21 protein-coding genes and 1 pseudogene are annotated in these 22,457 nt (G+C 64.2%); 16 read left to right on the forward strand and 6 right to left on the reverse strand.

Annotated features, from left to right (window positions below):
- From BLS48_RS24865 to BLS48_RS24875, 3 genes are all read right to left on the reverse strand, one after another.
- Entirely contained in the window at nucleotides 1-906 is a 906-nt protein-coding gene (locus BLS48_RS24865; protein WP_091583477.1) for a carbohydrate ABC transporter permease, read from the reverse strand.
- A gap of 68 nt (nucleotides 907-974) precedes the next feature.
- On the reverse strand, nucleotides 975-2,291 hold the full coding sequence (locus BLS48_RS24870) for an ABC transporter substrate-binding protein (RefSeq protein ID WP_091583479.1): 1,317 nt from the start codon (nucleotides 2,289-2,291) through the stop codon (nucleotides 975-977).
- 359 nt (nucleotides 2,292-2,650) lie between these two features.
- Nucleotides 2,651-3,334 carry a TetR/AcrR family transcriptional regulator gene (locus tag BLS48_RS24875; protein ID WP_091583482.1) on the reverse strand — a complete coding sequence of 228 codons (684 nt, stop codon included), beginning with the start codon at nucleotides 3,332-3,334 and terminating at the stop codon, nucleotides 2,651-2,653.
- Nucleotides 3,335-3,444: 110 nt separating this feature from the next.
- On the opposite strand from BLS48_RS24875, the gene BLS48_RS24880 reads away from it, so the two are divergent.
- The 3 genes from BLS48_RS24880 to BLS48_RS24890 are packed head-to-tail and all read left to right on the forward strand — an operon-like array spanning nucleotide 3,445 to nucleotide 5,929.
- On the forward strand, nucleotides 3,445-4,641 hold the full coding sequence (locus tag BLS48_RS24880; RefSeq protein ID WP_091583485.1) for a Tm-1-like ATP-binding domain-containing protein: 1,197 nt from the start codon (nucleotides 3,445-3,447) through the stop codon (nucleotides 4,639-4,641).
- A gap of 10 nt (nucleotides 4,642-4,651) precedes the next feature.
- Nucleotides 4,652-5,506, forward strand: a complete 855-nt coding sequence (locus BLS48_RS24885) for a phosphoenolpyruvate hydrolase family protein (RefSeq protein WP_091583488.1) — start codon at nucleotides 4,652-4,654, stop codon at nucleotides 5,504-5,506.
- 3 nt (nucleotides 5,507-5,509) lie between these two features.
- Entirely contained in the window at nucleotides 5,510-5,929 is a 420-nt protein-coding gene (locus BLS48_RS24890) for a cupin domain-containing protein (RefSeq protein WP_091583490.1), read from the forward strand.
- A gap of 77 nt (nucleotides 5,930-6,006) precedes the next feature.
- Here the strand turns inward: BLS48_RS24890 and BLS48_RS24895 are convergent, their stop codons facing one another.
- Nucleotides 6,007-7,194 carry a M24 family metallopeptidase gene (locus tag BLS48_RS24895; RefSeq protein WP_091583493.1) on the reverse strand — a complete coding sequence of 396 codons (1,188 nt, stop codon included), beginning with the start codon at nucleotides 7,192-7,194 and terminating at the stop codon, nucleotides 6,007-6,009.
- Nucleotides 7,195-7,568: 374 nt separating this feature from the next.
- Between BLS48_RS24895 and BLS48_RS24900 the strand changes: the two genes are divergently transcribed.
- The 6 genes from BLS48_RS24900 to BLS48_RS24925 all read left to right on the forward strand — a co-directional run bounded on the left by BLS48_RS24900 (nucleotide 7,569) and on the right by BLS48_RS24925 (nucleotide 13,399).
- A complete protein-coding gene (locus tag BLS48_RS24900) occupies nucleotides 7,569-9,179 on the forward strand; it encodes an ABC transporter substrate-binding protein (RefSeq protein WP_091583496.1) in 1,611 nt (536 codons plus the stop codon).
- 248 nt (nucleotides 9,180-9,427) lie between these two features.
- Nucleotides 9,428-10,414 carry an ABC transporter permease gene (locus tag BLS48_RS24905; protein WP_091583499.1) on the forward strand — a complete coding sequence of 329 codons (987 nt, stop codon included), beginning with the start codon at nucleotides 9,428-9,430 and terminating at the stop codon, nucleotides 10,412-10,414.
- The gene (locus BLS48_RS24910; RefSeq protein WP_091583502.1) at nucleotides 10,411-11,241 is read left to right on the forward strand and encodes an ABC transporter permease; all 831 of its coding nucleotides are present in this window, start codon (nucleotides 10,411-10,413) and stop codon (nucleotides 11,239-11,241) included. Before BLS48_RS24905 ends, BLS48_RS24910 begins: the two co-directional genes overlap by 4 nt.
- Nucleotides 11,238-12,035, forward strand: coding sequence for an ABC transporter ATP-binding protein (locus BLS48_RS24915; RefSeq protein ID WP_167365236.1), 798 nt, complete (start codon nucleotides 11,238-11,240; stop codon nucleotides 12,033-12,035). Before BLS48_RS24910 ends, BLS48_RS24915 begins: the two co-directional genes overlap by 4 nt.
- Nucleotides 12,032-12,808 (forward strand): ATP-binding cassette domain-containing protein, encoded by a 777-nt coding sequence (locus BLS48_RS24920; protein WP_091583505.1) that lies wholly within the window; start codon nucleotides 12,032-12,034, stop codon nucleotides 12,806-12,808. The genes BLS48_RS24915 and BLS48_RS24920 overlap by 4 nt, the downstream gene beginning before the upstream one ends.
- Nucleotides 12,809-12,892: 84 nt before the next feature.
- Nucleotides 12,893-13,399: an L-2-amino-thiazoline-4-carboxylic acid hydrolase gene (locus tag BLS48_RS24925; RefSeq protein WP_091583599.1), complete on the forward strand. Its 507-nt coding sequence runs from the start codon at nucleotides 12,893-12,895 to the stop codon at nucleotides 13,397-13,399.
- A gap of 25 nt (nucleotides 13,400-13,424) precedes the next feature.
- Here BLS48_RS24925 and BLS48_RS24930 read toward each other — a convergent pair whose 3' ends face one another.
- Nucleotides 13,425-14,207: a DeoR/GlpR family DNA-binding transcription regulator gene (locus BLS48_RS24930; protein ID WP_091583508.1), complete on the reverse strand. Its 783-nt coding sequence runs from the start codon at nucleotides 14,205-14,207 to the stop codon at nucleotides 13,425-13,427.
- Nucleotides 14,208-14,509: 302 nt separating this feature from the next.
- On the opposite strand from BLS48_RS24930, the pseudogene BLS48_RS24935 reads away from it, so the two are divergent.
- A pseudogene (locus BLS48_RS24935) lies at nucleotides 14,510-14,734 on the forward strand (LysR substrate-binding domain-containing protein); the annotation flags it as partial.
- A gap of 24 nt (nucleotides 14,735-14,758) precedes the next feature.
- Here BLS48_RS24935 and BLS48_RS24940 read toward each other — a convergent pair.
- Nucleotides 14,759-16,363 (reverse strand): FAD-dependent oxidoreductase, encoded by a 1,605-nt coding sequence (locus tag BLS48_RS24940; RefSeq protein WP_091583510.1) that lies wholly within the window; start codon nucleotides 16,361-16,363, stop codon nucleotides 14,759-14,761.
- A 148-nt stretch (nucleotides 16,364-16,511) separates the two neighbouring features.
- On the opposite strand from BLS48_RS24940, the gene BLS48_RS24945 reads away from it, so the two are divergent.
- The 6 genes from BLS48_RS24945 (at nucleotide 16,512) to BLS48_RS24970 (ending at nucleotide 22,446) form a co-directional block, all read left to right on the forward strand.
- Nucleotides 16,512-17,048, forward strand: a complete 537-nt coding sequence (locus BLS48_RS24945; RefSeq protein WP_091583602.1) for a cupin domain-containing protein — start codon at nucleotides 16,512-16,514, stop codon at nucleotides 17,046-17,048.
- Nucleotides 17,049-17,058: 10 nt separating this feature from the next.
- Entirely contained in the window at nucleotides 17,059-17,835 is a 777-nt protein-coding gene (locus BLS48_RS24950) for an aspartate dehydrogenase (protein WP_091583513.1), read from the forward strand.
- Nucleotides 17,835-18,647 (forward strand): alpha/beta fold hydrolase, encoded by an 813-nt coding sequence (locus BLS48_RS24955; RefSeq protein ID WP_091583516.1) that lies wholly within the window; start codon nucleotides 17,835-17,837, stop codon nucleotides 18,645-18,647. The genes BLS48_RS24950 and BLS48_RS24955 overlap by 1 nt, the downstream gene beginning before the upstream one ends.
- The gene (locus BLS48_RS24960) at nucleotides 18,637-20,385 is read left to right on the forward strand and encodes a cobalamin-dependent protein (RefSeq protein WP_091583520.1); all 1,749 of its coding nucleotides are present in this window, start codon (nucleotides 18,637-18,639) and stop codon (nucleotides 20,383-20,385) included. Before BLS48_RS24955 ends, BLS48_RS24960 begins: the two co-directional genes overlap by 11 nt.
- Nucleotides 20,386-20,498: 113 nt before the next feature.
- On the forward strand, nucleotides 20,499-21,470 hold the full coding sequence (locus tag BLS48_RS24965) for a thiamine pyrophosphate-dependent dehydrogenase E1 component subunit alpha (protein WP_167365237.1): 972 nt from the start codon (nucleotides 20,499-20,501) through the stop codon (nucleotides 21,468-21,470).
- A gap of 1 nt (nucleotide 21,471) precedes the next feature.
- Nucleotides 21,472-22,446 (forward strand): alpha-ketoacid dehydrogenase subunit beta, encoded by a 975-nt coding sequence (locus BLS48_RS24970; RefSeq protein WP_091583526.1) that lies wholly within the window; start codon nucleotides 21,472-21,474, stop codon nucleotides 22,444-22,446.
- The last annotated feature ends 11 nt before the right edge of the window (nucleotides 22,447-22,457 follow it).

Raw genomic sequence — 22,457 nt, forward strand, 5'->3', positions numbered from 1 at the left:
TCAGCGCTCCTTCACCTTGTTGAGGTATTTGACGTAGATGTTGGTGATCGCCAGCACCATGATCAGCACGATGTAGGCCAGCGCGCAGGAGCGCCCGGTCTGCCATTCCTGGAATGCCATCTTGTAGAGCCGGATCGAGATCAGCTCGGCCGTCGGCTGGCTGGTCAGGATGTAGGCGAGATCGAAGGTCTTGAACGCTTCCATGGTGCGGAAGATGACGGCGATCATCAGGATCGGCGCGACCAGCGGCAGCGTGATGCGGAAGAAGGTGTAGAACGGCCCGGCGCGATCGATCGCGGCGGCCTCGTAGAGATGCTTCGGCACCGCCGACAGGCCGGCCAGCGACAACAGCATGACGAAGGGCGACCACATCCAGATGTCGGTCAGCGCAACGGCATAGAGTGCCATCTTCGGATCCGACAGCCATTCGAAGGTCCCGAGGCCGAGCGCATAGTTGATGATGCCGAAGGACGGGTCGTAAAGCAGCTTCCAGAACAGGCCGACGACGGCCATCGACAGCATCATCGGCAGCAGAAGCAGCGTCGTCAGCAACCCCTTCATCGGAATGTCGCGGTTGAGCAGCATCGCCACGCCGAACCCGACAAGCAACTGTCCTGCGACCGAGATGATGACGTACTTCGCGGTGATGGCGAAGTTGGACCACACATAGGGATCGTTGAGCAGGTCGCGATAGTTCTGCAGCCCGACGAAATTCGCCGGCGCGTTGGTCGACGCGCGAAAGTCGGTGAAGGAATAGCCGAGCGAATAGATCAGCGGAAAGATGTTGAAGACGATCAGGAACAGGACCGTCGGGATGATGAAGAGGTTGCGGATCGAAATGTCGCTGAGGCCGCGCGCGGCCGCTCTTGAAGACCTGTCCAGTGTGGTGATCATCGTGGTCGCCAAGACCCTGCTCCCGTTTGCAGAAAAAGAAACGGAGGAGGCACCGATGCCCCCTCCGTGAGCCATGATTGTTACTGACCGCGGCCGTACTTCTTGAAGGTCGCGTTCCAGTCGGCGGCCAAAGCGTCCAGCGTTTCCTTGGCGGTGCCTTCGCCGCCGATCATGTAGGGATAGACGCGCTGGTTGAGCTGCTGCAGCAGTTCGGCGTATTCCGGCACCGCCCAGAAGTCCTTCACCTTGAACATGGTCTCGTAGAAGGCCTTGTTGTAGGGCGTGGCGTTCTGGAATTCCGGCGACTTCAGCACGGCGGCACTACAGGTGTAGCCGCCAAGTGCCGCCCACTTCTTCTGGGTCTCGTCCTTGATGAACCATTCCAGGAACTTCATCGCCTCGTCCTGCTTCTGCGAGTAGGAGACGATGGAGATACCTTGCCCGCCGAGCGCGGCGAACTGGTCGCCACCGGGGCCGGGAGGATTGGCGAAGAAGCCGGTGTTCTTGGCGTTCGGGTTCGACGCCTCGTTGATGAGCGAGGGGAAGAACGCGAAGTAGTTCATGCTCATCGCGGCCAGGTTTTCGGTGATCGCCTGGTTGTCCTCGACGAAGAACGACTTGGCCCAGCCCGGAGGCGTGAACTTGTAGAGCTCCTTGTAGGCGTCGAGTGCCGCCACCGCCTTGTCGGAGTTGATGAAGCCGTCGACCTTGTAGGTCGAATAGTCACCAAGCTCGCCGCCATAGGAGAACAGCGCGTTCTCGAAGCCCATCGCCATCGCGTCATAGGAATTGTCGGTATAGATGGCGATGCCGTATTTCTTCTGGTCCGGCCGGTAGAAGAACTCGGCGATGTCGCGCAGCGCCTTGAAATCCTTCGGCACATCGAGGTCGTAGCCGTACTTGGCCTTGAAGGCTTCCTTCTCCTTGGGATCCTCGAACCAGTCCTTGCGATAGGACCAGCCGACGGCGTCGCCTTCGAGCGGAATGGCCCAGTATTTGCCGCTGTTGCCGGGATATTCGGCGTAGTATTTCACCGTCGCCGGCGCCATCACGTCTTTCAGCTTGTACTTGTTGAAGAAGTCGGTGAGGTCGACATAGTGGCCGCCGGTCGAGCCGGCGCCGAGCCATTGCGAGTCGCCGACGACCAGATCGTAGGCGTCGCCATGGGCGTTGAACTCGGTGAAGGCCTTGGTCTGGAAGTCGGACCAAGGTGTGGTTTCCACCGTGATCTTGACGCCGGTTTCCTTCTCGTACTCGTTGCCGAGTTCCTGCAAATAGTTGGCCGGATCCCATTCCGCCCAGAAGATGGTGAGTGACTTTTCCTGCGCGTAGACGGACGTTCCGCAGGCAAGCGTTAAGCCGATACCAGCAAGCACGCTGGTCACTAACTTGCGCATAATGATTTCCTCCCTTGTGCGCATTCTACCCTGTCATGCGAGCCGGCAACGGGGCCGGCTCCGGTAGTTCCTCCCGTGATCGCGCTCTTCCGGTTCCGGGCCTCCTCGCCCTGCCGGAAAATGGATCGCAGCCCTCACTTTCGATCCGCTTTTCTTCCTTGATCTGGTATTACCAATTTCGCATGCACGTCAAGCCCTTTCTTGGCAGCTTGAACTGTCCGTTGCTACCGGATTCCGGCTTTATCTGCCTGTTTTCCCATGATTTTCCTACTCAGTGATACGTGGAGGTGTTGTCCGGCACCCCGCACTGCGGTTAATATCAGTAGTCAACACGCAAATCTGGTCTAACCAGATAGATGCTATTTCACGACTGCCATTGGATCCGCGCTGTTTCCTTCGCCGGTCGATTCCGTGATCGCAGCGCGCACCAGCGTCGCGGCCGCCCATTGCGCGACCGACATCATGCTGCGGCTGTCCAGTCCCCAGATATCCTTGAGCACGATCAGCACCTCGACGCCGAAGATCAGCGACAGCGCCTGCGCCAGCCGCTTGAAATCGCGCGGTGGCAAGCGGCCCTTGAGCGGCGCGATCGCTTCTTTCAGCAACTGGACGCGGTGGCCGCGCGTGAAGGCCGGCTCGCCACCCAGCGTGCCGGCCTGGCGCCTCGCCCACTGATCGAGCGACAGCTTCAGCGCCGCCTTGAATGTCGCCTCGAACGCCTCGATGCGCGGCATGGCCGTGTCGAACAGGTCGGCGACCCGACGCTCGGCATCGGCGGAGGTCGATTGCCAGGTCAGGATTGGCCCCAGCCCCTCGTCGACGACGGCCTGCACCAGTGCGGCCTGGCTCGGAAAATAGCGGTAGGCGGTCGCGCGGGAAACTTCCGCGGCTTCCGCCACCTCACTGACCGACGGCGTGACGCCGGCCTGCATCAGCCTCGTCGCCGTCTCCAGCATCAGCCGTTTGGTCCGCGCGCGGGGTCCACGCTCGGCTCCCTCGGCGGTGTCGTCGCTCACCGCGGCTTGTTGACGTGAGACATCCATGTCAATACGATACGCGCGTCTCAAAAAATTGCAATGGCCTTCGGGTGGTCGACGGGCGGGCAAAAGAGCGGCAGGCGGTGACGCCAAGCCCGCCTGGATTGGGGAACGCAATGAAACGCATCTATGTGGTGGGCACGGCTGACACCAAGGGCGAGGAACTCGCCTTCCTGGCCGATGCCATCGCCGCCACGGGTGCCGCTGTGTCCCGCATCGATGTCGGAACGCGCGGCGCAACCATCCCCGTCGACATCACCGCGCGGGAAATTGCCAACCATCACCCCGGCGGGAGCAAAGCCGTGCTCGGCGGCAATGATCGCGGCGCCGCGGTCGCGGCGATGGGCATCGCCTTCGCCCGCTTTGCCCAATCGAGGAACGACATCGCCGCCATGATCGGCATTGGCGGCGGCGGTGGCACCTCGATCATCACGTCGGGCATGCGCGCGCTGCCGCTCGGCCTCCCGAAGATCATGGTCTCGACCCTCGCTTCGGGCGACACCGCACCCTTTGTCGACGTCTCCGACATTATCATGATGCCATCGGTGACCGACATGGCCGGACTGAACCGGCTTTCCCGTGTCGTGTTGCACAATGCCGCCCAGGCGATTTCAGGCATGGCGGCCAGACCAGCGCCGCCACCCGACGGCAGGCCGTCGATCGGGCTCACCATGTTCGGCGTCACCACGCCTTGCGTGACCGCCATCGCCGACCAGCTTCGTTCGACCTATGACTGCATGGTCTTCCATGCCACCGGCACTGGCGGCCGCAGCATGGAGAAGCTGGCCGACAGCGGCCTGCTGTCCGGCGTCATCGACATCACCACAACGGAAGTCTGCGATCTCCTGTTTGGCGGGGTGCTGCCGGCGACAGAGGATCGCTTCGGTGCGATCGCCCGCACCGGCCTGCCCTATGTCGGTTCGGTCGGGGCACTCGACATGGTCAATTTCTGGGCGCCGTCGACCATTCCGGAACGCTATCGCGGACGGCTGTTCTACGAGCACAATCCGAATGTCACGCTGATGCGCACCACAGCGGACGAATGCCGCCAGATCGGCGAATGGATCGGCGCCAGGCTCGCCCCCTGCGAGGGACCGGTGCATTTCCTCATTCCGGAAAAAGGCGTCTCGGCGCTCGACATCGAAGGGGGCGCCTTCTTCGATCCCGAAGCCGACGCCGTTCTGTTTGAGGCCATAGAGCGCACCATCAGGCCGAATGGCAGGCGCCGCGTGACGCGTTTGCCACTGCACATCAACGATCCCGAATTCGCCGAGGCGGCAACCGCCGCCTTCCTCGACATCGCCAGACAGTGAGAGGCCAGACATGCCCGCCATACCGCGCAAGGATATACTGAAGAAATTCAGGGGAATGATCGACAAGGGCGTGCCGATCGTCGGCGGCGGCGCCGGCACCGGCCTGTCGGCGAAAGCCGAGGAAGCCGGCGGCATCGACCTCATCATCATCTACAATTCCGGCCGCTACCGGATGGCCGGGCGCGGCTCGGCCGCCGGCCTGCTCGCCTATGGCAACGCCAACGAGATCGTCAAGGAAATGGCCTATGAGGTGTTGCCGGTGGTCAGACACACGCCGGTGCTGGCCGGCGTCAACGGCACCGATCCGTTCGTCATCATGCCGCTGTTCCTGGCCGAACTGAAGAGGATGGGTTTTTCCGGCGTGCAGAATTTCCCCACCATCGGCCTGTTCGACGGCAACATGCGGCGGAGCTTCGAGGAAACCGGCATGGGCTTCGGGCTCGAGGTCGACATGATCGCCGAGGCGCACAAGCTCGACCTGCTGACGACGCCCTATGTCTTCAACCCGGACGAGGCCCGCGCCATGACCAAGGCCGGCGCCGACATCGTCGTCGCTCATATGGGCGTGACGACCGGCGGCTCGATCGGCGCCACCTCGGCCAAGTCGCTTGACGACTGCGTCGTCGAGATCGACGCCATTGCCGCCGCCGCGCGTTCGGTGCGCAAGGATGTCATCCTGCTTTGCCATGGCGGGCCGATCTCGATGCCGGACGACGCCCGCTATATCCTCGACCGCTGCAAGGGCCTGCACGGCTTCTATGGCGCCAGCTCGATGGAACGGTTGCCAGCGGAAGCCGCGATCGCCAGGCAGACGGCTGATTTCAAGGCCGTCACGCTGCATAACCAGAAGAAAAAGAAGGGATGAGAGATGACCGACAGGAGCAAAATGTTTGTCTATCCGAAGGACGTGAGCGCCTTCGGTTTCGACTGGGGCATGCTGGCGCTGACCGTGGCGCCCGAGGTGAATGGCGCGACGCGCTTTTCCGGCGGCGTGGTCGACCTGCCGTCAGGCAAGGGCCACACCCGCCACAATCATCCAGGCGCTGAGGAGATCATCTTCGTCATCTCCGGCAACGGCGAACAGATGGTCGAGGACGAGAAGGGCAATCCGGTGGTCGAGAAGGTCGGTCCCGGCTGCACTATCTACGTGCCGGAAAGCCGCTTCCACTCCACGCTCAACACCGGCGACGGACCGATGCAGCTCTTCGTCGTCTATTCGCCGGCCGGACCCGAACTGGTGTTGCGGGAACTGCCGGATTTCAGGCTGATCCCGGCGGGAAGCAAATAGGAGGTGCTCGCTTCTCCCCGTTCTACGGGGAGAAGGTGCCGGCAGGCGGATGAGGGCAGCGCCTGTGGTTCGCGGGTTCAGGCCCCACCTCTGTTCCACCCTCGGCCCCGGTCACCGAACATCACATAACCAGCGTCGGTCACCGCAACCGTGTCTTCCAGCTTGATGAAGCCGCGCGTCGGGTGGAGCATCGTCGTCTCGATCGACAGCACCATGTTTTTTTCCAGCGGCTTTGCCGCGTAGGTGCCTTCATAGGTCACTGGATGATTGGTCATCAGGAATGGCGCTTCGTGCGTGATCAGCCCCATGCCGTGGGCGAAGAAATCCGTGTAGGGCGCGACCTTGGATTTCTTCAGCACGCCCTCGGCGTGAGCAATCATGTCGCCGCCCAGCGTGCCCGCCTTCACCTTCGAAAAGGCCGCCTGCTGCACTGTTTCGACCTCGGCCAGCAGGTCCTCGAGTTCGGCATCCGGTTCGCCGAGAATACCCATCCGGCAGAGGTCGCCGATATAGCCATGATAGTTGCCGCCGGAATCGATCGATAGCACCTCGCCCTTCTTCCAGGCTTGCGGCGAGGCGGCGCGGTTGTGGCTGGAGCCCAGCGTCAGCAGGCAATATTCGAAATGCGCGCCGCGATTGGTTTCCTCACGCCGCAACTGCTCGATGATCTCGGTCTTGGTCGTGCCTTCACGTGCCCAGGCAATGGTTGCCAGCATGGAATCGGTGATCAGTTCGGAGGCCGTGCGCAGCTTCTCAAGCTCCGCATCGGTCTTGATGGCGCGCATGCTTTCCAGCATGGCCGTCGCATCGATCAGCTTGGCATCCGGCAGCGCCTTGCGGATCAGCGCAAAGGCGTCCGACGGCAGGAAGCCCGGCTCGATGCCGATGCGGGCGCCAGCCTTGCCGATCTTCCGCAGGTGCTCGACCGCGAGGTTGGCGGCATCGAGCGTACCCCAGCAGGCGGCGTGCAGCGTCGGCGTCCAGAACGGATTGTTCTGGTGCTCGCCGCCTTCCATGCGGTTGCCGATATAGGCGGCATGATCGGGCCCGCCCTTCTCATAGATGACGACGGGCAGATAACGGCTGTGGCCGATCGCATCCATCGCGGCGAAGAAGATGAACTTGTAGCCGCCAAGCAGATATTGCGTGTTGTGCTTGGAGGTGGCGAGCAGCACATCGATGCCGGCCTCCTCCATCAGCCGGTCGACCCTTGCCTGGTCGAACGGGATATTGCCGGCGGCATTCTTGCCCGGAGCAACGTTCATCTCTCTCTCCCTGAATTGCCTGGGATCGCCGGCTGTTCTGCTCCCGATCCCTCGGTTGTGGGTCAAGTCTGCACTATTTTGCCCACTCTGGTCTATCCAGGAATAGGAAAAACAGCCCCGACTGACGTCACCCTGGCACTATCCGTCGCCAATCCAACAAATCTGGTCCTACCAGATTGATCGAATTGAACCGCTTCGTCCAAACTGGTCCAGCGGACGGAAATTTCAAAGCCAAGCGAGGATGCGCCAATTCCGTCTCTGGCGAAACCCTCGGCAAGGCTCATAATCGTGACCGCTAGGATGCAGGCTGGCTCGCGGGCATCCGAGGGGTATTGGCGCACCCGGTCGGGTTGCGGAGAGGACGGAGTTCGATCATGTCAGGTTTCAATATTTCCAGACGCACGATGCTTGCTGGCTCGGCGATGCTGCTGGCCTCCACCGCCATGCCTGATATCGGCTGGGCGCAAACGCCGAAGAAGGGTGGGCGGCTGGTGCTCGCCGCCGATTCCGAGCCGCGCAACCTCAACCCGGCGATTGTCGCCTCCAACGGTGTCTTTTTCATCTCCAGCAAGATCGTCGAAACGCTGGCCGAAGCCTCCTTCGACGGCAAGGACGGGCTCGCGCCGCGACTGGCGCTGAGCTGGGAGGGTGCCGCCGACGGCCTCTCGGTGACGTTCAAACTGCGCGACGGCGTCAAATGGCATGACGGCAAGCCGTTCACGTCGGCCGACGTCGCCTTCTCGGCGCTGCAGATCTGGAAGCCGCTGCAGAATCTCGGCCGCACCGTTTTCAAGGATCTGGCTAGCGTCGACACCCCTGACGATCTCACCGCTGTGTTCAAATTCGCCAAGCCGACACCGTTCCAGTTGATCCGCAACGCGCTGCCAGCGCTGAGCAGCGTGGTGCCGAAGCACATCTACGAGGTCGGCAAGATCGAGGACAACCCGGCCAACAACGCCCCCATCGGCACCGGGCCGTTCAAATTCGGCGAATACAAGGCCGGCCAGTATTACCGGCTGACGAAGAACACCGATTATTGGGGCAAGGACGAGCCCTATCTCGACGAGATCATCTATCAGGTGCTGCCCGACCGCACGTCGGCGGCGAGCGCGCTCGAAGCAGAAGAAATCCAGCTCGCGGCTTTCTCTGCCGTGCCGCTTGCCGATCTCGACCGAATCTCCAAGGTGCCCGGCCTGAAAGTGATCTCCAAGGGTTATGAAGGGCTCACTTATCAGCTGGTCGTCGAGATCAATCATCGCCGCAAGGAACTGGCCGACCTCAAGGTGCGCCAGGCGATCGCGCACGCCATCGACAAGGAATTCGTCGTCAAGACGGTGTTCCTCGGTTATGCCGCCACCGCCACGGGCCCGGTGCCTAAGAACGATCCGCAGTTCTACACCGCCGACGTGCCGACCTATCCATTCGACGTCGCCAAGGCCAACGCGCTGCTCGACGAAGCCGGGTACAAAAAAGGCCCGGACGGCAAGCGCTTCACGCTGAAACTTTTGCCGGCGCCCTATTTCAACGAGACCAAGCAGTTCGGCGGCTATCTGCGCCAGGCGCTCGCCGCCATCGGCATCGACGCGCAACTGGTCAACAACGACTCGGCCGCGCACATCAAGGCCGTCTACACCGACCACGCCTTCGACCTTGCCGTCGGCCCGCCGGTGTTCCGCGGCGATCCGGCGATCTCGACCACAATCCTGGTGCAGAGCGGCATTCCCGACGGCGTGCCCTTCTCCAACCAGGGCGGCTACAAGAACGATGCGCTCGACGCGCTGATCGCCAAGGCATCGGAAACGCTCGACACATCTGCCCGCACCGATCTCTACAAGGAGTTCCAGAAGGAGGTCGCCGCTGACCTGCCGCTGATCAACGTCGCCGAGTGGAGTTTCATCAGCGTCGCTCGTGACACCGTGGGCAATATCGCCAACAATCCGCGCTGGGCGGTGTCTAACTGGGCGGACACCTATCTGGCGGGCTGACCTCTCCAGGCTTGCAGATCGTTTATCCGGGTGCTCAGGTTCGATAATGAGAGTTCCCTCGCACTCGCCTCTGTCCTGCCGGACATCTCCGCCGGGTTCACCCTCCCCCTTGTGGGGAGGGTCGACGAATGGGTGCCGCGAAGCGGCAACTGTTCGGCGGGGTGGGGGTAGTGGCGAAGACCTGAAGACCCCCACCCCCCCCCGCTTCGCGGATCGACCCTCCCCACAAGGGGGAGGGTGAAAGTGGCATGACCCGCGCCCTCATCCTCCTCCGTCGCCGCCTCATCGGCAGCGTCTTCGTGTTGCTGATCGTCGTCATCGGCACCTTCCTGCTGCTCGAAGCCGCACCCGGCGATGCCGTCGACGCCTATATCGTCTCGACCGGCGGCGACGCCGGCATGATCGAGCTGTTGCGCCACCGCTGGGGCCTCGACCAGTCGGAACTGACACGGCTGGCCAACTATCTCTGGGCGCTGCTGCACCTCGATCTCGGTCAGTCGGTGACGTTCTCGAGGCCGATCCGCGACGTGATCCTTGAACGGCTGCCCAACACGCTGCTGTTGATGGTCAGCGCCACAGCGCTTTCCTTCGGGCTGGGCTCGGCACTCGGCATCTATGCCGGCGCCAGACCCGGCAGCGTCCGTGACCGCGTCCTGTCGATCGGCTCGCTGGCGCTTTATGCCGTACCGGGCTTTTGGCTCGGCCTGGTGCTGATCGTCGTCTTTGCCGTCGACCTGCGCTGGCTGCCGATCGGCGGCATCGAAACCCTGGCTTCCGACAAGACCGGCCTCGACCGCGCCGCCGACATCGCCATCCATCTCATCCTGCCGGTGGCGGCGCTCGGTTTCATCTACCTGGCGCTCTATCTGCGCATGATGCGAGCCGGCATGGCCGAGGTCTGGCGGCAGGATTTTGTGCTGGCCGCCCGCGCCAAGGGGCTTTCGCGCCGCCGCATCGTGCTCGCCCACGTCGCCCGCAACGCACTGCTGCCGCTGGTCACCATGCTCGGCTTGCAGTCGGCGCAGATGCTTGGCGGCAGCGTCGTCATCGAGAGTGTCTTTTCCGTGCCCGGCCTCGGCCGGCTGGCGCAGGAAGCGGTGGCCGCGCGCGACACGCCCTTGCTGCTCGGCATCATCCTCGTCAGTGCCGTGCTGGTCGTCGTCATCAACCTGCTCGTCGACATCGCCTATGCCTTTCTCGATCCGCGCGTCGGCGCCGGCGAGGCCGATGCATGAGCCGCTTCCGCCGCTTTCTGCGCACGCCCGAGGCAGTTGCGGGCGCCATCATCCTGGCGGCACTGATCGCCATGGCGCTGTCGGCATCGCTGCTGTTTCCCGGCGACCCGCAAGCGATCGCCGGTCCCGCACTTTTGCCGCCATTTCAGGACTGGTCGCTGCCGCTCGGCACCGATCGGCTCGGCCGCGACGTGCTGGCCGAGCTTTTCCACGGCGCCCGCACTTCGCTGGCCGTCGGGCTGGCGGCAGCAGCGGCGGCGCTCGTCGTCGGCTCTGTGGTCGGTACGCTGGCCGGCTTTGCCGACGGCCTCGTCGACGAGGTGCTGATGCGCATCACCGAGGCCTTCCAGACCGTGCCGAGCTTCCTGCTGGCGCTGGCCTTCGTCAGCGTTGTCGGGCCGTCGCTCGGCATCGTGGTGATTGCTATCGCGCTTGGCACCTGGACAGGGCCTGCTCGAGTCGCCCGCGCGGAAGTGCTCTCCATCCGTGAGCGCGATTATGTTGCCAGCGCCCGCGCCGTCGGCATGCATCCGCTGGCGATCGCCTTTCGCGAGGTGCTGCCCAATGCGTTGCCGCCAGTGCTTGCGATGTCTTCGGTGATCGTCGCCGCCGCGATCCTCACCGAAGCGGCCTTGTCCTTTCTCGGCTTGGGTGACCCCAACCGGGTCACCTGGGGCGGCATGATCGCTGAAGGCCGCGCCGTGCTGCGCACCGCCCCCTTCCTGTCGATCGTCCCGGGCATTGCACTGGTGCTGACTGTACTGGGCGTCTATCTCGCTGGTGAGGGCGTCGTCGAGACAACGGCCGTGAGAAGAGGCCTGTCGTGACCGTTCTGGCTTCGATCCGCGACCTAACGGTGACCTACCGCCGCGACGGCACCGAAGTGGCGGCACTGAAAAATATCAGCCTCGATATCGCCGCTGGTGAGCGCCTCGCCATCATCGGCGAAAGCGGTTCGGGCAAGAGCACGCTGGCGCTGGCCATTGCCGGGCTGTTGCCGGCTCCATCTCGGATCGATGTGTGGATCGAGTGGCCCGGCCTCGGCCGAGTACCCCTCGGCGGCCGCGACATCGGCTTCGTCTTCCAGGATCCCTCCGCCAGCCTCGATCCGGTGATGCCGATCGGCCAACAGATCGCCGAGGTCGCGCGCACCCATCTCGGCCTCACATGGCCGCAGGCGTACGCGAAGGCAAAAAACTTGCTGGAGCGCGTCCGCCTGCCGGACCCGGACTCTGCCCTGCTGGCCTTCCCGCATCAGCTCTCCGGCGGCCAGAAACAGCGTGTGGCGATCGCCGCCGCGATTGCGGCCGGCCCGAAATTGCTGATCGCCGACGAGGCGACCTCCGCGCTCGACACCATCGTGCAGGCCGAGATCGTCACCTTGATCCGGCGGCTGGTGGCCGAAGACGGCATGACGCTGCTGTTCATCAGCCACGACATCGCACTGGCGGCCGAGCTTGCCGAGCGCATCGCCGTGTTCCGCCACGGCCAGTTGGTCGAGCTTGGCGCGACGGCGCGGATTGTCGACGCCCCAGCCCAGCCTTACACACGCGCGCTGCTCGACGCCCATATCGGTCTCGACGCCGAACCGTTGTTGAACCGAAGCGGTCTCGCCACATGAGCCTGCTCACGGTTTCCAATCTCACCAAACGATACCCTCGCGGCGGCAAGAGCATCGCCGCCGTCGACGACGTCTCCTTTCATATCGATCCCGGCGAGACGCTGGCACTGGCCGGGCCCTCCGGCAGCGGCAAGTCGACGATCGCGCGACTGGTGCTGCGATTGATCGAGCCGGACGCCGGACGCATCGAATTCGAAGACAATGATTTCCTCGCCTTGAGTGGCGCCAGCTTGCGTGCGCGCCGCGCGCGTCTGCAGACGGTGTTCCAGGATCCGCTTGCCGCCTTCAACCCGCGCGCCACCGTGGCGCGCGTGCTCGACGATCCCTTGCGCATCCATGGCATCGCCTCGCGCTCCGAGCGCCCGCGCCGCATCGCCGCCTTGCTGGAGCGCGTCGGACTGGCGGCGGAGCTTGCATCGCGCGCCATCCATGAAATCTCCGGTGGCCAGCGGCAGCGCGTCGCCATCGCTCGCGCCATCGCCACGAAACCGTCGCTGATCGTACTCGACGAGGCGGTGTCTGCCCTCGACGTTTCGGTGCGCGGGCAGATCCTCCACCTTTTGCTTGACCTGCAACGCCAGGAACGGATCGCCTATCTCTTCATTTCGCATGATCTCGGCGTGGTCCGGGCTGTCGCCCACCGCGTCATCCTCCTCGATGCCGGGCGGATTGCCGAGAGCGGCGATGCCCGAGCCGTCATCGACGCGCCGCGATCGGCCATCGGCAAGGCGCTGCTGGCGGCGGCACCAAGATTGCACAGAACCAGACCATGATCCCGAACCGAAGGACCGCGCCAACGAAAAGTGGGACCCGATTTTCGCACAAGATTATGGTCAAACAACAAGCCAGGGCGCATGATGACCGACCCCGAAGCCAGAGCCGAAAAACTGTCGCGCGAACTCGATTCAGCCTTTCGCAACCGGGCCGATCTCTACCGCTTGTTCCTCGATGAGCTGAGCGGAGAACTGGGCGCCGAAAAGGCCGAGGCGATCATGATCCGCGCCATCAACCAGCGCGGCAAGGAGGTGGCCGCGCCCGCTTTCGCCGCGTTCGGCCCCAATGACGCGCACGCGATCGGCGAAGCCTTCCTGGCGGTCAGCCCGGATGGAGGCCGCATGTACCCGACCGATGTCGAACGCGGCGACGACCGCATCGCCTTCCAGGTCAAACGCTGCCCGCTGAAGGACGCCTGGGCCGAGGCTGGGCTCGGCGATGAAAAGCTCGCCACGCTCTGCCGCATCGCCGGCGCCTTCGACCGTGGCTTGTTCGAGGCGACCGGCGTGCGTTTCGAAAATGTCATCTGGACGCCGGGCCACGGCTCCGGCTGTTGTCACATTGCACTGACGAACCGGGATGGCGCCTGAACAAGCACTGCCCTATGCCTCGCTGTCAGCTGCCTGCGAAAACATGCAGCTCCGTTCCGGCTTCTTCGATCGCCGCGCGCAACTCGGCCTGGGGCTCGACGTCAGTGACGATGTCGGCGATGTCGCCGAGCGCGCACACGCGCTCGAGGCTGGCGCGGCCGAACTTGTCGTTGGTCACTACCAGCATTGTCGACAGCGCGCGCGAGATCATCGCCCGCTTGACCGCGGCTGCGCCCGATATCATGTCGTTCGGGCCATCGACCGTCAGACCAGACGCGCCGATGATGGCGATGTCGGCATTGTAGCGGCGGGCGAATTCGACGGTGTCTTCGCCCAGCACGCTGCCCTCGCGGCTGTCATAGGTTCCCGGACAAAGGATGACGCGGAACGTCGGGTTGGCGCCGGTCACCGACGCCACGCCGGTGGAGTTGGTGATGACGGTCAGGTTGCGCGCCAGTTGCGACAGATTGCGCGCCACCTCGTAGGTTGTCGAACCGCCGTCGATCATGACGATCTGCCCCTTTTCGATCAGGCCGGCCGCGCCCCGCCCGATCCGGGCACGTTCCTCGACCATGGTCAGGCCACGTTCGGAAATCGCCGGCTCGGACGTCACCAGTGAAATCGTCGCGCCGCCATAGGTACGGTTGAGCAGCCCGGCCTCGCCAAGCTCTATGAGATCGCGGCGGATCGTTTCGCCGGCGACACCGATGCGCCTGGCGAGCTTCGAGATCCGGATCGACGCCGACCGGCGCACTTCCGACAGGATGAGCTCGTGCCGCTCCTTTTTCGTCAGTCGACCCTGCTCCATGACGCCCCCTTGCCGCAATCAGCGCGTTCGCAGCCCCGCCTATCCATCAACTCCTGCCAGCATTAAGGCAGATGATGCCGGGCGCATATCCCTGATCCGAAAGACATTAGCGATCCCGGCGCCATTGGGAAAGAAGCCGAACAAGGGTGACAGTTCGGCCCTTCCTTGTTCTGACTGGACGCACGAATCGGCGCTCAGTGCCTCATTGAAGGGATACTCCGATGCATGTCGTGACATTGCTGAAGGCATCGACGGCAAGCCGGCTTCGATCGCAGGCCTTGCCGGACTGCAACCCGCATGACTGCGTGCTCGCCGGCATCGGGCTGGGCGTGTTTCCGGGTTACAGTGTCAGCGACTATATCGCCGAGGGACGGCTGGTGCCGGTGTTTGCCGACTGGAGCTTGCCCACCGGCGGCATCCATGCCGTCTTTCCACAGGCCCGGTTCCGGCCCGCCAAGGTGCGCGCCTTCGTCGATCTGCTCGCGTCCGCCGAGAAGAAACGATCGCGCGGCGTCGCCGTGGCGTGAAGCCGAGGGCTGCGGGCCCCGCGATCATCGGTTTTGATGCAGGATCGTCTCGGCGGCGATGTAGCCCCAGGTCATGTTGGGACCGAGGGTCGTGCCGGCTCCCACGGCGCGCGTGCCGATGGGGTTGGCCATGGCAAGTCCCGCCGCATAAAGGCCTGGGATGATCGAGCCGTCCGGCCTCAACACCTGCGCTCGCTCGTTGGTGCGGGCGCCGCCCTTGGTACCGAGAATCGAGCGATTGATCGTCATGCCGACATAGGGAGGCTTGTCGATCGGCTTCAGCCGGTTTTCGGGGCCATGCGCCTTGTAGTCCTCCCAACCGTTCTCACCGCGGTGGAAATCCGCATCGTGCCCCTTGGCGCAAAAGCCGTTCCAGTGGGCGATCGTCTCCTCGAGGGCCGCCGCCGGCAGCCCGAGCTTGGCGGCAAGGCCACCGATTGTATCGGCCTTCTTGACCCAATCGCGCTCATAGGAGGCATACCAGCGGAAAGGCAGTGACGTTTTCAGGAACCGATGATCGCCGATGAGATAGCAGGGCAGATTGACGGGCACGCCGTCCGGCCCGCGCGCATCGATCGCCTCGCCGATGTTGAAGGCGTTTTCGCTGACAAAGCGCTTTCCACCGCGATTGACCACGATCGAATGCGGCTCGGCCTGGAAGGTCATCGGCAAGCCGTGTGGCTTTCCCTGGTAGCGCGTCGGCAGGCAGGGGTAGACATTCGCCTGATCCATGCGGTCCAGCTGCGCGCCGACGGAAGCGGCAAGTTTCTGGCCGTCGCCCTCGTTGCCGCGCGGACTGCCGATCCGGTCGAATGCACCGGGGAAATGGTGTCCACGCATCTCGGCATCCCATTCGAAGCCACCGGTTGCGATCACGACGCCGCGGCGAGCGACAATCTTCGTTCGTCGGCCCTCGCTCTCCACTTCCGCGCCGGTGATGCGCGAGTCCGGATCCTGAAGCAGGGTCACGGCGCGCGTTCCCAGCCGAAAGGTAACGCCGGCATCGAGGCAGCCCCTGATGAGCCCGGTCATCAGAGCCGTGCCCTGGCCGCCGGAATTCGTCAGCCATCGCCAGAGAAGCCTCGGCCAGACCTTGAACCCGGCGCGGACAGGATGGTGATAGAGATCCAGGTCGACGATCTCCTGGTAAGTGAAGCTGTGCGGCAGGGTGGAGCGGCGCAGACTCCGTGCGAACCTGCCCAGGATACGGCGGCTGAGCGGCCCCGGCGAGACCATGCGGCCGTAGAGCTTGCCGCCCGGCGCTTCGGTAAAGGGGTCGGGCTCGTTGATCAGGCGGAAATCGAGCGGCGTGTTGCCGGACAGGAAGCGTAGCATGTCCGGCGCGGCCCTGACGAACGCACACCAGAGCGTGTCTTCCTTCGGCTTCCACCCTTCGGGCGCGACTGCGCGCAGATAGGTGAGCGCGTCCTCGCGGCTGTCGGCGATGCCGGCTTCGGCCGCGACATGATTGGCGGGTATCCAGACCCCGGCACCGGACATGGCCGATGTGCCGCCCAGCCATTCGCTCTTTTCGATGACGAGCACCTTGAGGCCGCCCTTGGCGGCCCTCAATGCCGACGAACAGGCCGCCGACCCCGACCCGATGACCAGAACGTCGAATTCATCCATTGGCGGTCCCCTGCTGCATCGCCACGGCACTATAGGAGCAGAAAATTAAATCTGTCTACTCTTGTGTCGACACTTTTTGCGCTGTAACCTCGTGCAAGTCAGCAGCGTGCTCGGCATGATCTTCGTAGCCCTTTCGATAGGCAGAACCATGGACGATACCCGCCTTCCAACCGTACCCTCCGGCATCCATATTTCCGATTCCCAAACGCGTGAAAGCTATTGGCAGCCGGTGCCGGCAAACGGCCATATCGACGTGGCGCTCGCGCCGCACATCGTCGGCATGGAGCACCCCTTCGCGCTGGGCACGCAATCGGTCGCGCCGGGCGGCTATGTGCGCGAACACACGCATGACCGCAACGAGGAGGCGATCTATGTCATCGAGGGTCAGGGCCGCGCCGTCGTCGAGGGCAAGGAATATCCGCTAGGCCCGGACAGCGTGGTGTTCCTGCCGAAGAATGTCAGGCACATGTTCATCAACGATGGCGAGACACGCCTGCGCTGGCTCTGGCTGATCGTGCTGAACGGGCTCGAGGACTTCTTTCGCCTTATCGGCAAGCCGCGCAAACCGGGCGACCGCGTGCCGTCCAATTTTCCGCGCCCGGAAAACGTCCTGGAAATCGAGCGCAAGACGGTCTTCGGAGCCGACCTTACCGACAAGTTCGATCCCCTGAAACAGAACCCCTGAAGCAGCCCTGATGGTGACGCTCGGCCTTATCGGCTACGGCACGATCGCGCGCGAGATCGTCTCCGCTTTCCCACAGGATTCGGTTCGCTGGGCGGCTCTGCTGCGCGAAGGCGCATGCCCGGCCCTGCCGCCGAATGTCAGCGCGGTCACACAGCTTGACGCGCTGATAGGAATACGCCCAAGAGCAGTGGTGGAGGCGGCTGGCCAGGAGGCAGTGGCCGCATACGCACCCGCGCTTCTTGAAGCGGGCATCCCGACTGTCATCGCTTCGGTCGGCGCACTGTCCGATCCGGGGCTTGCCGCCCGGCTAGCCGGGGCGTCACGCAGCGGAGGCGCGCGCTTCGTCCTGCCATCAGGCGCATTGGGCGGCCTCGACTATTTGCGAGCGATAGCGGCACTTCCCGATGCGCGGGTGCGCTATACCTCGCGCAAACCGCCTGCCGCCTGGGCGGCGGAGCTGGCCTCCGCCGGCCTTTCAGCCGACAATGGCGCCATTACCCTTTTCGAGGGTGCGCCCGCCGAAGCTGCGAGACTCTATCCGAGAAACCTCAACGCGGCTTTCGCCGTGGCAATCGCGGCGGGCGCCGGCAAGGTGACGGTGCGCGTGATTGCCGATCCGAAGGCGGCCGGCAACACCCACGAGATCGAAGCCGAGAGTGCCGCCGGCGCCGCCTCTTTTCGCTTCGTTAACGCGCCCTCGCCCGACAATCCCAAGACTTCCGCGCTCACGGCACTCAGCCTCGTCGCGGCCCTTGGCGAACTGCTTGATCTGGAAGGCCATCGTTGATGACCTTCTTCACCGCCGCCGATGGTTGCCGCATTCACTACGAGACGTTCGGCAGCCATGGCCCGCGCCTCATCCTCATCCCCGGGCTCGGCGGCGACGGCCGCTTCTGGGCCGGCGTCGTTGGACTGCTCGAGGCCGACCATCGCATCATCGTCACCGACCATCGCGGCGCGGGCCGCAGCGATCGCCCAAATAGCTCTTACTCCATTTCCCTGATCGCCAGCGACATTGCCGGCCTGCTGGCACGGACGGGTGGTCCCGCCCATATTGTCGGACATTCCACCGGGGGCGCCATCGCTCAGGTGCTGGCGCTCGATCATTCCGAACTCGGCCTGAGCTACACGATCAGCAGTTCCTGGGCGCGGGCCGACACCCGTTTCCGTGCGCTCTTCAGCGCTCGCGCCGAACTGCTGGAGGCCGGCATGGCCGAAACCTACCAGCGCCTCGGCCATGTGCTCTGCCACGAGCCGTCCTACCTCGAAGCGCGTGCCGGGCAACTCGAGGCGGCGGTCACCGCCGCCCCTCGGACCCTGGCGCCACTTGCCGTCAGCGCCGCGCGCGTGCGCATGCTGCTCGACCACGACCGCCTTGCCGACCTGCCGCGCATCGCCGCCCCGGTCCAGGTGATTGCGGCCGCCGGCGATATTCTGACACCGCCGGCCCTTTCGGAAGCCATCACCACCGCGATACCGGGTGCGAACCATGTGGTCGTTCCGGGCGCGCATTTTCATCCTCTCGCCGATCCCGAGGGTTTTGCCACCATCATTCGCCGTTTCATTGCCGAAGCAGGCAACAAATATCATGACCGCTGAACTTGCCCCCGCTCTCATCGACCCTCGCCTCAAGCCGGGTGCCGAACTCCTCGCCGAAGGACGCGCCATGGCGCGCGACTGGCGCCTCGGCAGTTGCCGCTTCCTCACCGAAACCGGAATGCCGTCCGAGGCTGCATGGAAGCGCAAGGCGGCGGCCGAGACACGCGTCATGCAGCATGCCCATATCGGTTTCAGAAGCGTCGACCGCACCATTGCGGCGATCGGCGAGGTGCACGGGCAATGCCGCAAGGCAGGCGTGACAGTAGACCGTTTCGGCATCACCCTCGACTGGTCGATGGGCTATCCACAGGCCATGCGCGCCAAGGCAGCACGCGGCACCGGCATCGTGCTCACCGGTCCCGAGGATTTCGCACGCATCACCAACGCCGCGCCTGCCGCCGCCCATTTCGGCGACTTCATGCTCGGACTGCCGGGCGCGCTGGAAAACACCCGCGCCGCCATTGCCGCCGGAGCGACGGCCGTCGGCAATCTGGGACAGTATTTCACGTTCCGGCTGCCTTACTGGGACGATGACGTGGCGACCACCGAAGCCACCGTCACCGCGCTCGGCCTGATTGCCGCGCAGGATGCCGAAATCCTTGTTCATTCCAATCTCGACGACGGATTCGCGGGGCTGTTCATCGACATGGCCTGCGCGCTCGGCATGGTGCTGATCGAAAAATACATCGTCGAGGATCTGATCGGCGCGCGGCTCGCCCATTGCTACGGCCACCATTTCAGCGATCCGCTGTCGCGCACCGCCTTCCATGCCGCACTGGTCCGGGTCAGCGACACGCCAGGCACCATGATCTTCGGCAACACCGTTTCCTACCAGTCGACCCCGGCAGGCAATTACGCAAGCCTAGCAAGCTATCTGCTGGCCGACATACTGGCCGTCGGGCGATGGCCGTCCGGCCATGCGATCAATCCCGTGCCGGTGACCGAGAACCAGCGCATTCCCGATGTCGACGAGATCATCGACGCGCAGACCTTCGCGCACCGGCTCACGCTGCACGCGCCTTTCTACGATCCGGTCTTCGACTGGTCCAAGGTCGAGGCGATGGCCGATGTGCTTGTCGCGGGCGGACGCCGCTTTGCCGATGCCGCCATGACGGGGCTGGCCGAGCGTGGGGTGGATACCGGGGACCCGGCCGCATTGATGCTCGCCGTCCGCCGCATGGGGCCAAAGCGCATGGAGGCGCCTTTCGGCCCGGGAGCGGCAAGCGCGCGCGGACGCACGCCACTGATCCATGCCGAATGGGCCCGCGAGCTCAACCACAAGGCTGCAAGCTGGGTTTCGACGCAGAAACCGCTGGCAAGGCAAGAGCCACTGACCCTCTGCATCGGTACGACCGACGTCCACGAACACGGCAAGTATCTCGTCGAACAGGCGCTGGAAGGCCTGGGCATTGCCATCGTCGATGCCGGCGTGGCCGTCGACCCGGAAGCGCTTGTCGCCCGCGCGGCGGAGACCGGGGCCGATGCCATAGCCATCAGCACCTACAATGGCGTGGCGCTTCGCTATGCCCAGTCGGTGAAGGCAGCGATGGCGGCGCGCGGACTCGTCCTGCCGGTGCTCATCGGCGGGCGGCTGAACGAAGTGCCGAAAGAGTCCAATTCCGGCCTGCCGGTGGATGTGACCGAGGACATCGCAAAGCTCGGTTGCGTGCCATGCGCCGATCTCGATGCGATGCTCGGCGCCCTGCGCTCCATCCCGCCGGCCGGCCAAAGTGGGTAGTCCGCCGCATTATCGATCCTGTTTTCCAGACTTGTTTCGACCTTGCCTCGCGGAAGCCCTTGCAAAGTGTCGACACTTTTGTATTTAATTTCGGCATGAGATCGGGGACAGCCGTGAAAAACACTCCTTCCGTCGAACAACATCTGGAAATCTATCGCCGGATGCTGCTGGTGCGGCATCTGGAAGAGAGCCTTGGTGCGCTCCACAAGGAGGGGCGCACGCGCGGTCCGATCCATCGTTGCGACGGCCAGGAAGCTGTCGGTGTCGCGGCCACGGCGGCGCTGGAGACGGGCGACAAGGTCGCCACCACCCATCGCGGCCATGCCGTCTATATTGGCAAGGGCATGGCCATGCGTCCCGTGGTTGCCGAAATCCTTGGCCGCGCCACCGGCGCCTGCGGCGGGCGCGCCGGCCACATGCTGATAGCCGATGCCGAAAAGGGTGTGATCGGCGGCAACGCCATCGTTGGCGCGGGCATCCCGGCGGCAACCGGCATGGCTCTGTCCATGCAAATCCTTGGCAACGGCAACGTCGCCATGTGCATCTTCGGCGACGGCGCCGCCCAGACCGGCATCTGCCACGAGGCAATGAACATGGCCGGGCTGTGGAAGCTGCCTGTCGTCTTCGTGCTCGAGCACAACCAGTTCGGCCTGACTGTCCCCTCGGATGTGCAGTCGCCGGTCGCGGATCTGTCGATCCGCGCCGCCGGCTACGCGATGCCGGCCGAGATCGTCGACGGCAACGATGCTGTCGCCGTCTACCGCGCCGTGTCTGCCATGACCGAGCGCGCCCGGCGCGGCGAAGGCCCCGGCATGGTCGAATGCAAGACCTATCGCATCGAAGGCTTTTCCACCTCCGACATGGGCGGCTACCAGAAGCCGCAGGACATCGCCGCCTGGAAGGCACGCGACCCGCTGCTGGTTTCGCGCAAGGCACTTCTTGGCGATGTCGGCGAGACTAAGCTCGCCGACATCGAGGCGGCGGCCAAGGCCGAGGTGGCCGAAGCCTTCGAGACCGCGCTGTCCGATCCCCTGCCGGAATTTTCCGTCGACGAAGCCTGCAATCCCTACAGCGAGGCGCACTGACATGGCCATGATGCGGTACGCCGAGGCGCTCAATGCGGCGCTGCGCGAAGAGATGCAGGCCGATCCTTCCGTCTTCCTCTTCGGCGAGGACATCGGCCGCTATGGCGGCGTCTTCAAGGTGACAAAAGGGCTGATGGAGGAATTCGGCGAGACGCGCGTGCGCGACACGCCGATCTCCGAACAGGCTATGACCGCCATGGCGGTGACCGCGGCCATGACCGGCACCCGTCCGGTGCTGGAAATCATGTATGCGGACTTCATACCGCTGACGCTCGATGCGCTGGTCAACCAGGCCTCGATCTACAACTACATCTGGAACGGCCAGGTGAAGATGCCTTTCGTGCTGCGCACGCAGGGCGGCGGCGGCGCCGGTGCCGGCGCGCAGCACTCCAAGGCGCTCGACTCCATGCTTGCCCACATACCCGGCATCAAGGTGGTTGCCCCGTCGACGCCCGCCGACGCCAAGGGCATGCTGAAGGCCGCGATCCGCGACGACCAGCCGGTGGTCTTCCTCGAACACAAACTGCTCTACAACACCCGTGGCGAGGTGCCTGACGGCGATGTGACGGTGCCGCTCGGCAAGGCCGCGACCATGCGCGAGGGCAGCGATATCTCGATCTTCGCCACCTCCAAGATGGTGGTGGAGGCGCTGAAAGCCGCCGACCTTCTCGCGGCTGACGGCGTTTCGGCCGAAATCGTCGACCTCCGGTCGCTGCGCCCGCTCGACGTCAACGCCATTGTCGCCTCGATCACGAAAACCCACCATGCCGTGGTGGTCAACGAAGGATGGCGCTTCTGCGGCTATGCCGCCGAGCTTTCGGCAACGATCATGGACCACGCTTTCGACGAGCTCGACGCGCCGGTCGCACGCGTCACGCTGCCGGACATGCCGATCCCGTACTCCGAACCGCTGGAAACGGCGATGCTGCCGAATGCCGAAAAGATCCGCACTGCCGCGCTGCAGACACTCAAGTGACGGAGGCGGCG

The sequence above is a fragment of the Mesorhizobium qingshengii genome, from assembly GCF_900103325.1.
In the GTDB taxonomy this organism is placed as follows: Bacteria; Pseudomonadota; Alphaproteobacteria; order Rhizobiales; family Rhizobiaceae; genus Mesorhizobium; species Mesorhizobium qingshengii.

Coding starts and splice junctions, on each gene's coding strand:
- BLS48_RS24875 (WP_091583482.1), bottom strand. CDS start 3,334: ATGGATGTCTCACGTCAACAAGCCGCGGTGAGCGACGACACCGCCGAG.
- BLS48_RS24890 (WP_091583490.1), top strand. CDS start 5,510: ATGACCGACAGGAGCAAAATGTTTGTCTATCCGAAGGACGTGAGCGCC.
- BLS48_RS24925 (WP_091583599.1), top strand. CDS start 12,893: ATGACCGACCCCGAAGCCAGAGCCGAAAAACTGTCGCGCGAACTCGAT.
- BLS48_RS24960 (WP_091583520.1), top strand. CDS start 18,637: ATGACCGCTGAACTTGCCCCCGCTCTCATCGACCCTCGCCTCAAGCCG.
- BLS48_RS24905 (WP_091583499.1), top strand. CDS start 9,428: ATGACCCGCGCCCTCATCCTCCTCCGTCGCCGCCTCATCGGCAGCGTC.
- BLS48_RS24870 (WP_091583479.1), bottom strand. CDS start 2,291: ATGCGCAAGTTAGTGACCAGCGTGCTTGCTGGTATCGGCTTAACGCTT.
- BLS48_RS24900 (WP_091583496.1), top strand. CDS start 7,569: ATGTCAGGTTTCAATATTTCCAGACGCACGATGCTTGCTGGCTCGGCG.
- BLS48_RS24955 (WP_091583516.1), top strand. CDS start 17,835: ATGACCTTCTTCACCGCCGCCGATGGTTGCCGCATTCACTACGAGACG.
- BLS48_RS24940 (WP_091583510.1), bottom strand. CDS start 16,363: ATGGATGAATTCGACGTTCTGGTCATCGGGTCGGGGTCGGCGGCCTGT.
- BLS48_RS24950 (WP_091583513.1), top strand. CDS start 17,059: ATGGTGACGCTCGGCCTTATCGGCTACGGCACGATCGCGCGCGAGATC.
- BLS48_RS24880 (WP_091583485.1), top strand. CDS start 3,445: ATGAAACGCATCTATGTGGTGGGCACGGCTGACACCAAGGGCGAGGAA.
- BLS48_RS24930 (WP_091583508.1), bottom strand. CDS start 14,207: ATGGAGCAGGGTCGACTGACGAAAAAGGAGCGGCACGAGCTCATCCTG.
- BLS48_RS24895 (WP_091583493.1), bottom strand. CDS start 7,194: ATGAACGTTGCTCCGGGCAAGAATGCCGCCGGCAATATCCCGTTCGAC.
- BLS48_RS24970 (WP_091583526.1), top strand. CDS start 21,472: ATGGCCATGATGCGGTACGCCGAGGCGCTCAATGCGGCGCTGCGCGAA.
- BLS48_RS24910 (WP_091583502.1), top strand. CDS start 10,411: ATGAGCCGCTTCCGCCGCTTTCTGCGCACGCCCGAGGCAGTTGCGGGC.
- BLS48_RS24945 (WP_091583602.1), top strand. CDS start 16,512: ATGGACGATACCCGCCTTCCAACCGTACCCTCCGGCATCCATATTTCC.
- BLS48_RS24885 (WP_091583488.1), top strand. CDS start 4,652: ATGCCCGCCATACCGCGCAAGGATATACTGAAGAAATTCAGGGGAATG.
- BLS48_RS24920 (WP_091583505.1), top strand. CDS start 12,032: ATGAGCCTGCTCACGGTTTCCAATCTCACCAAACGATACCCTCGCGGC.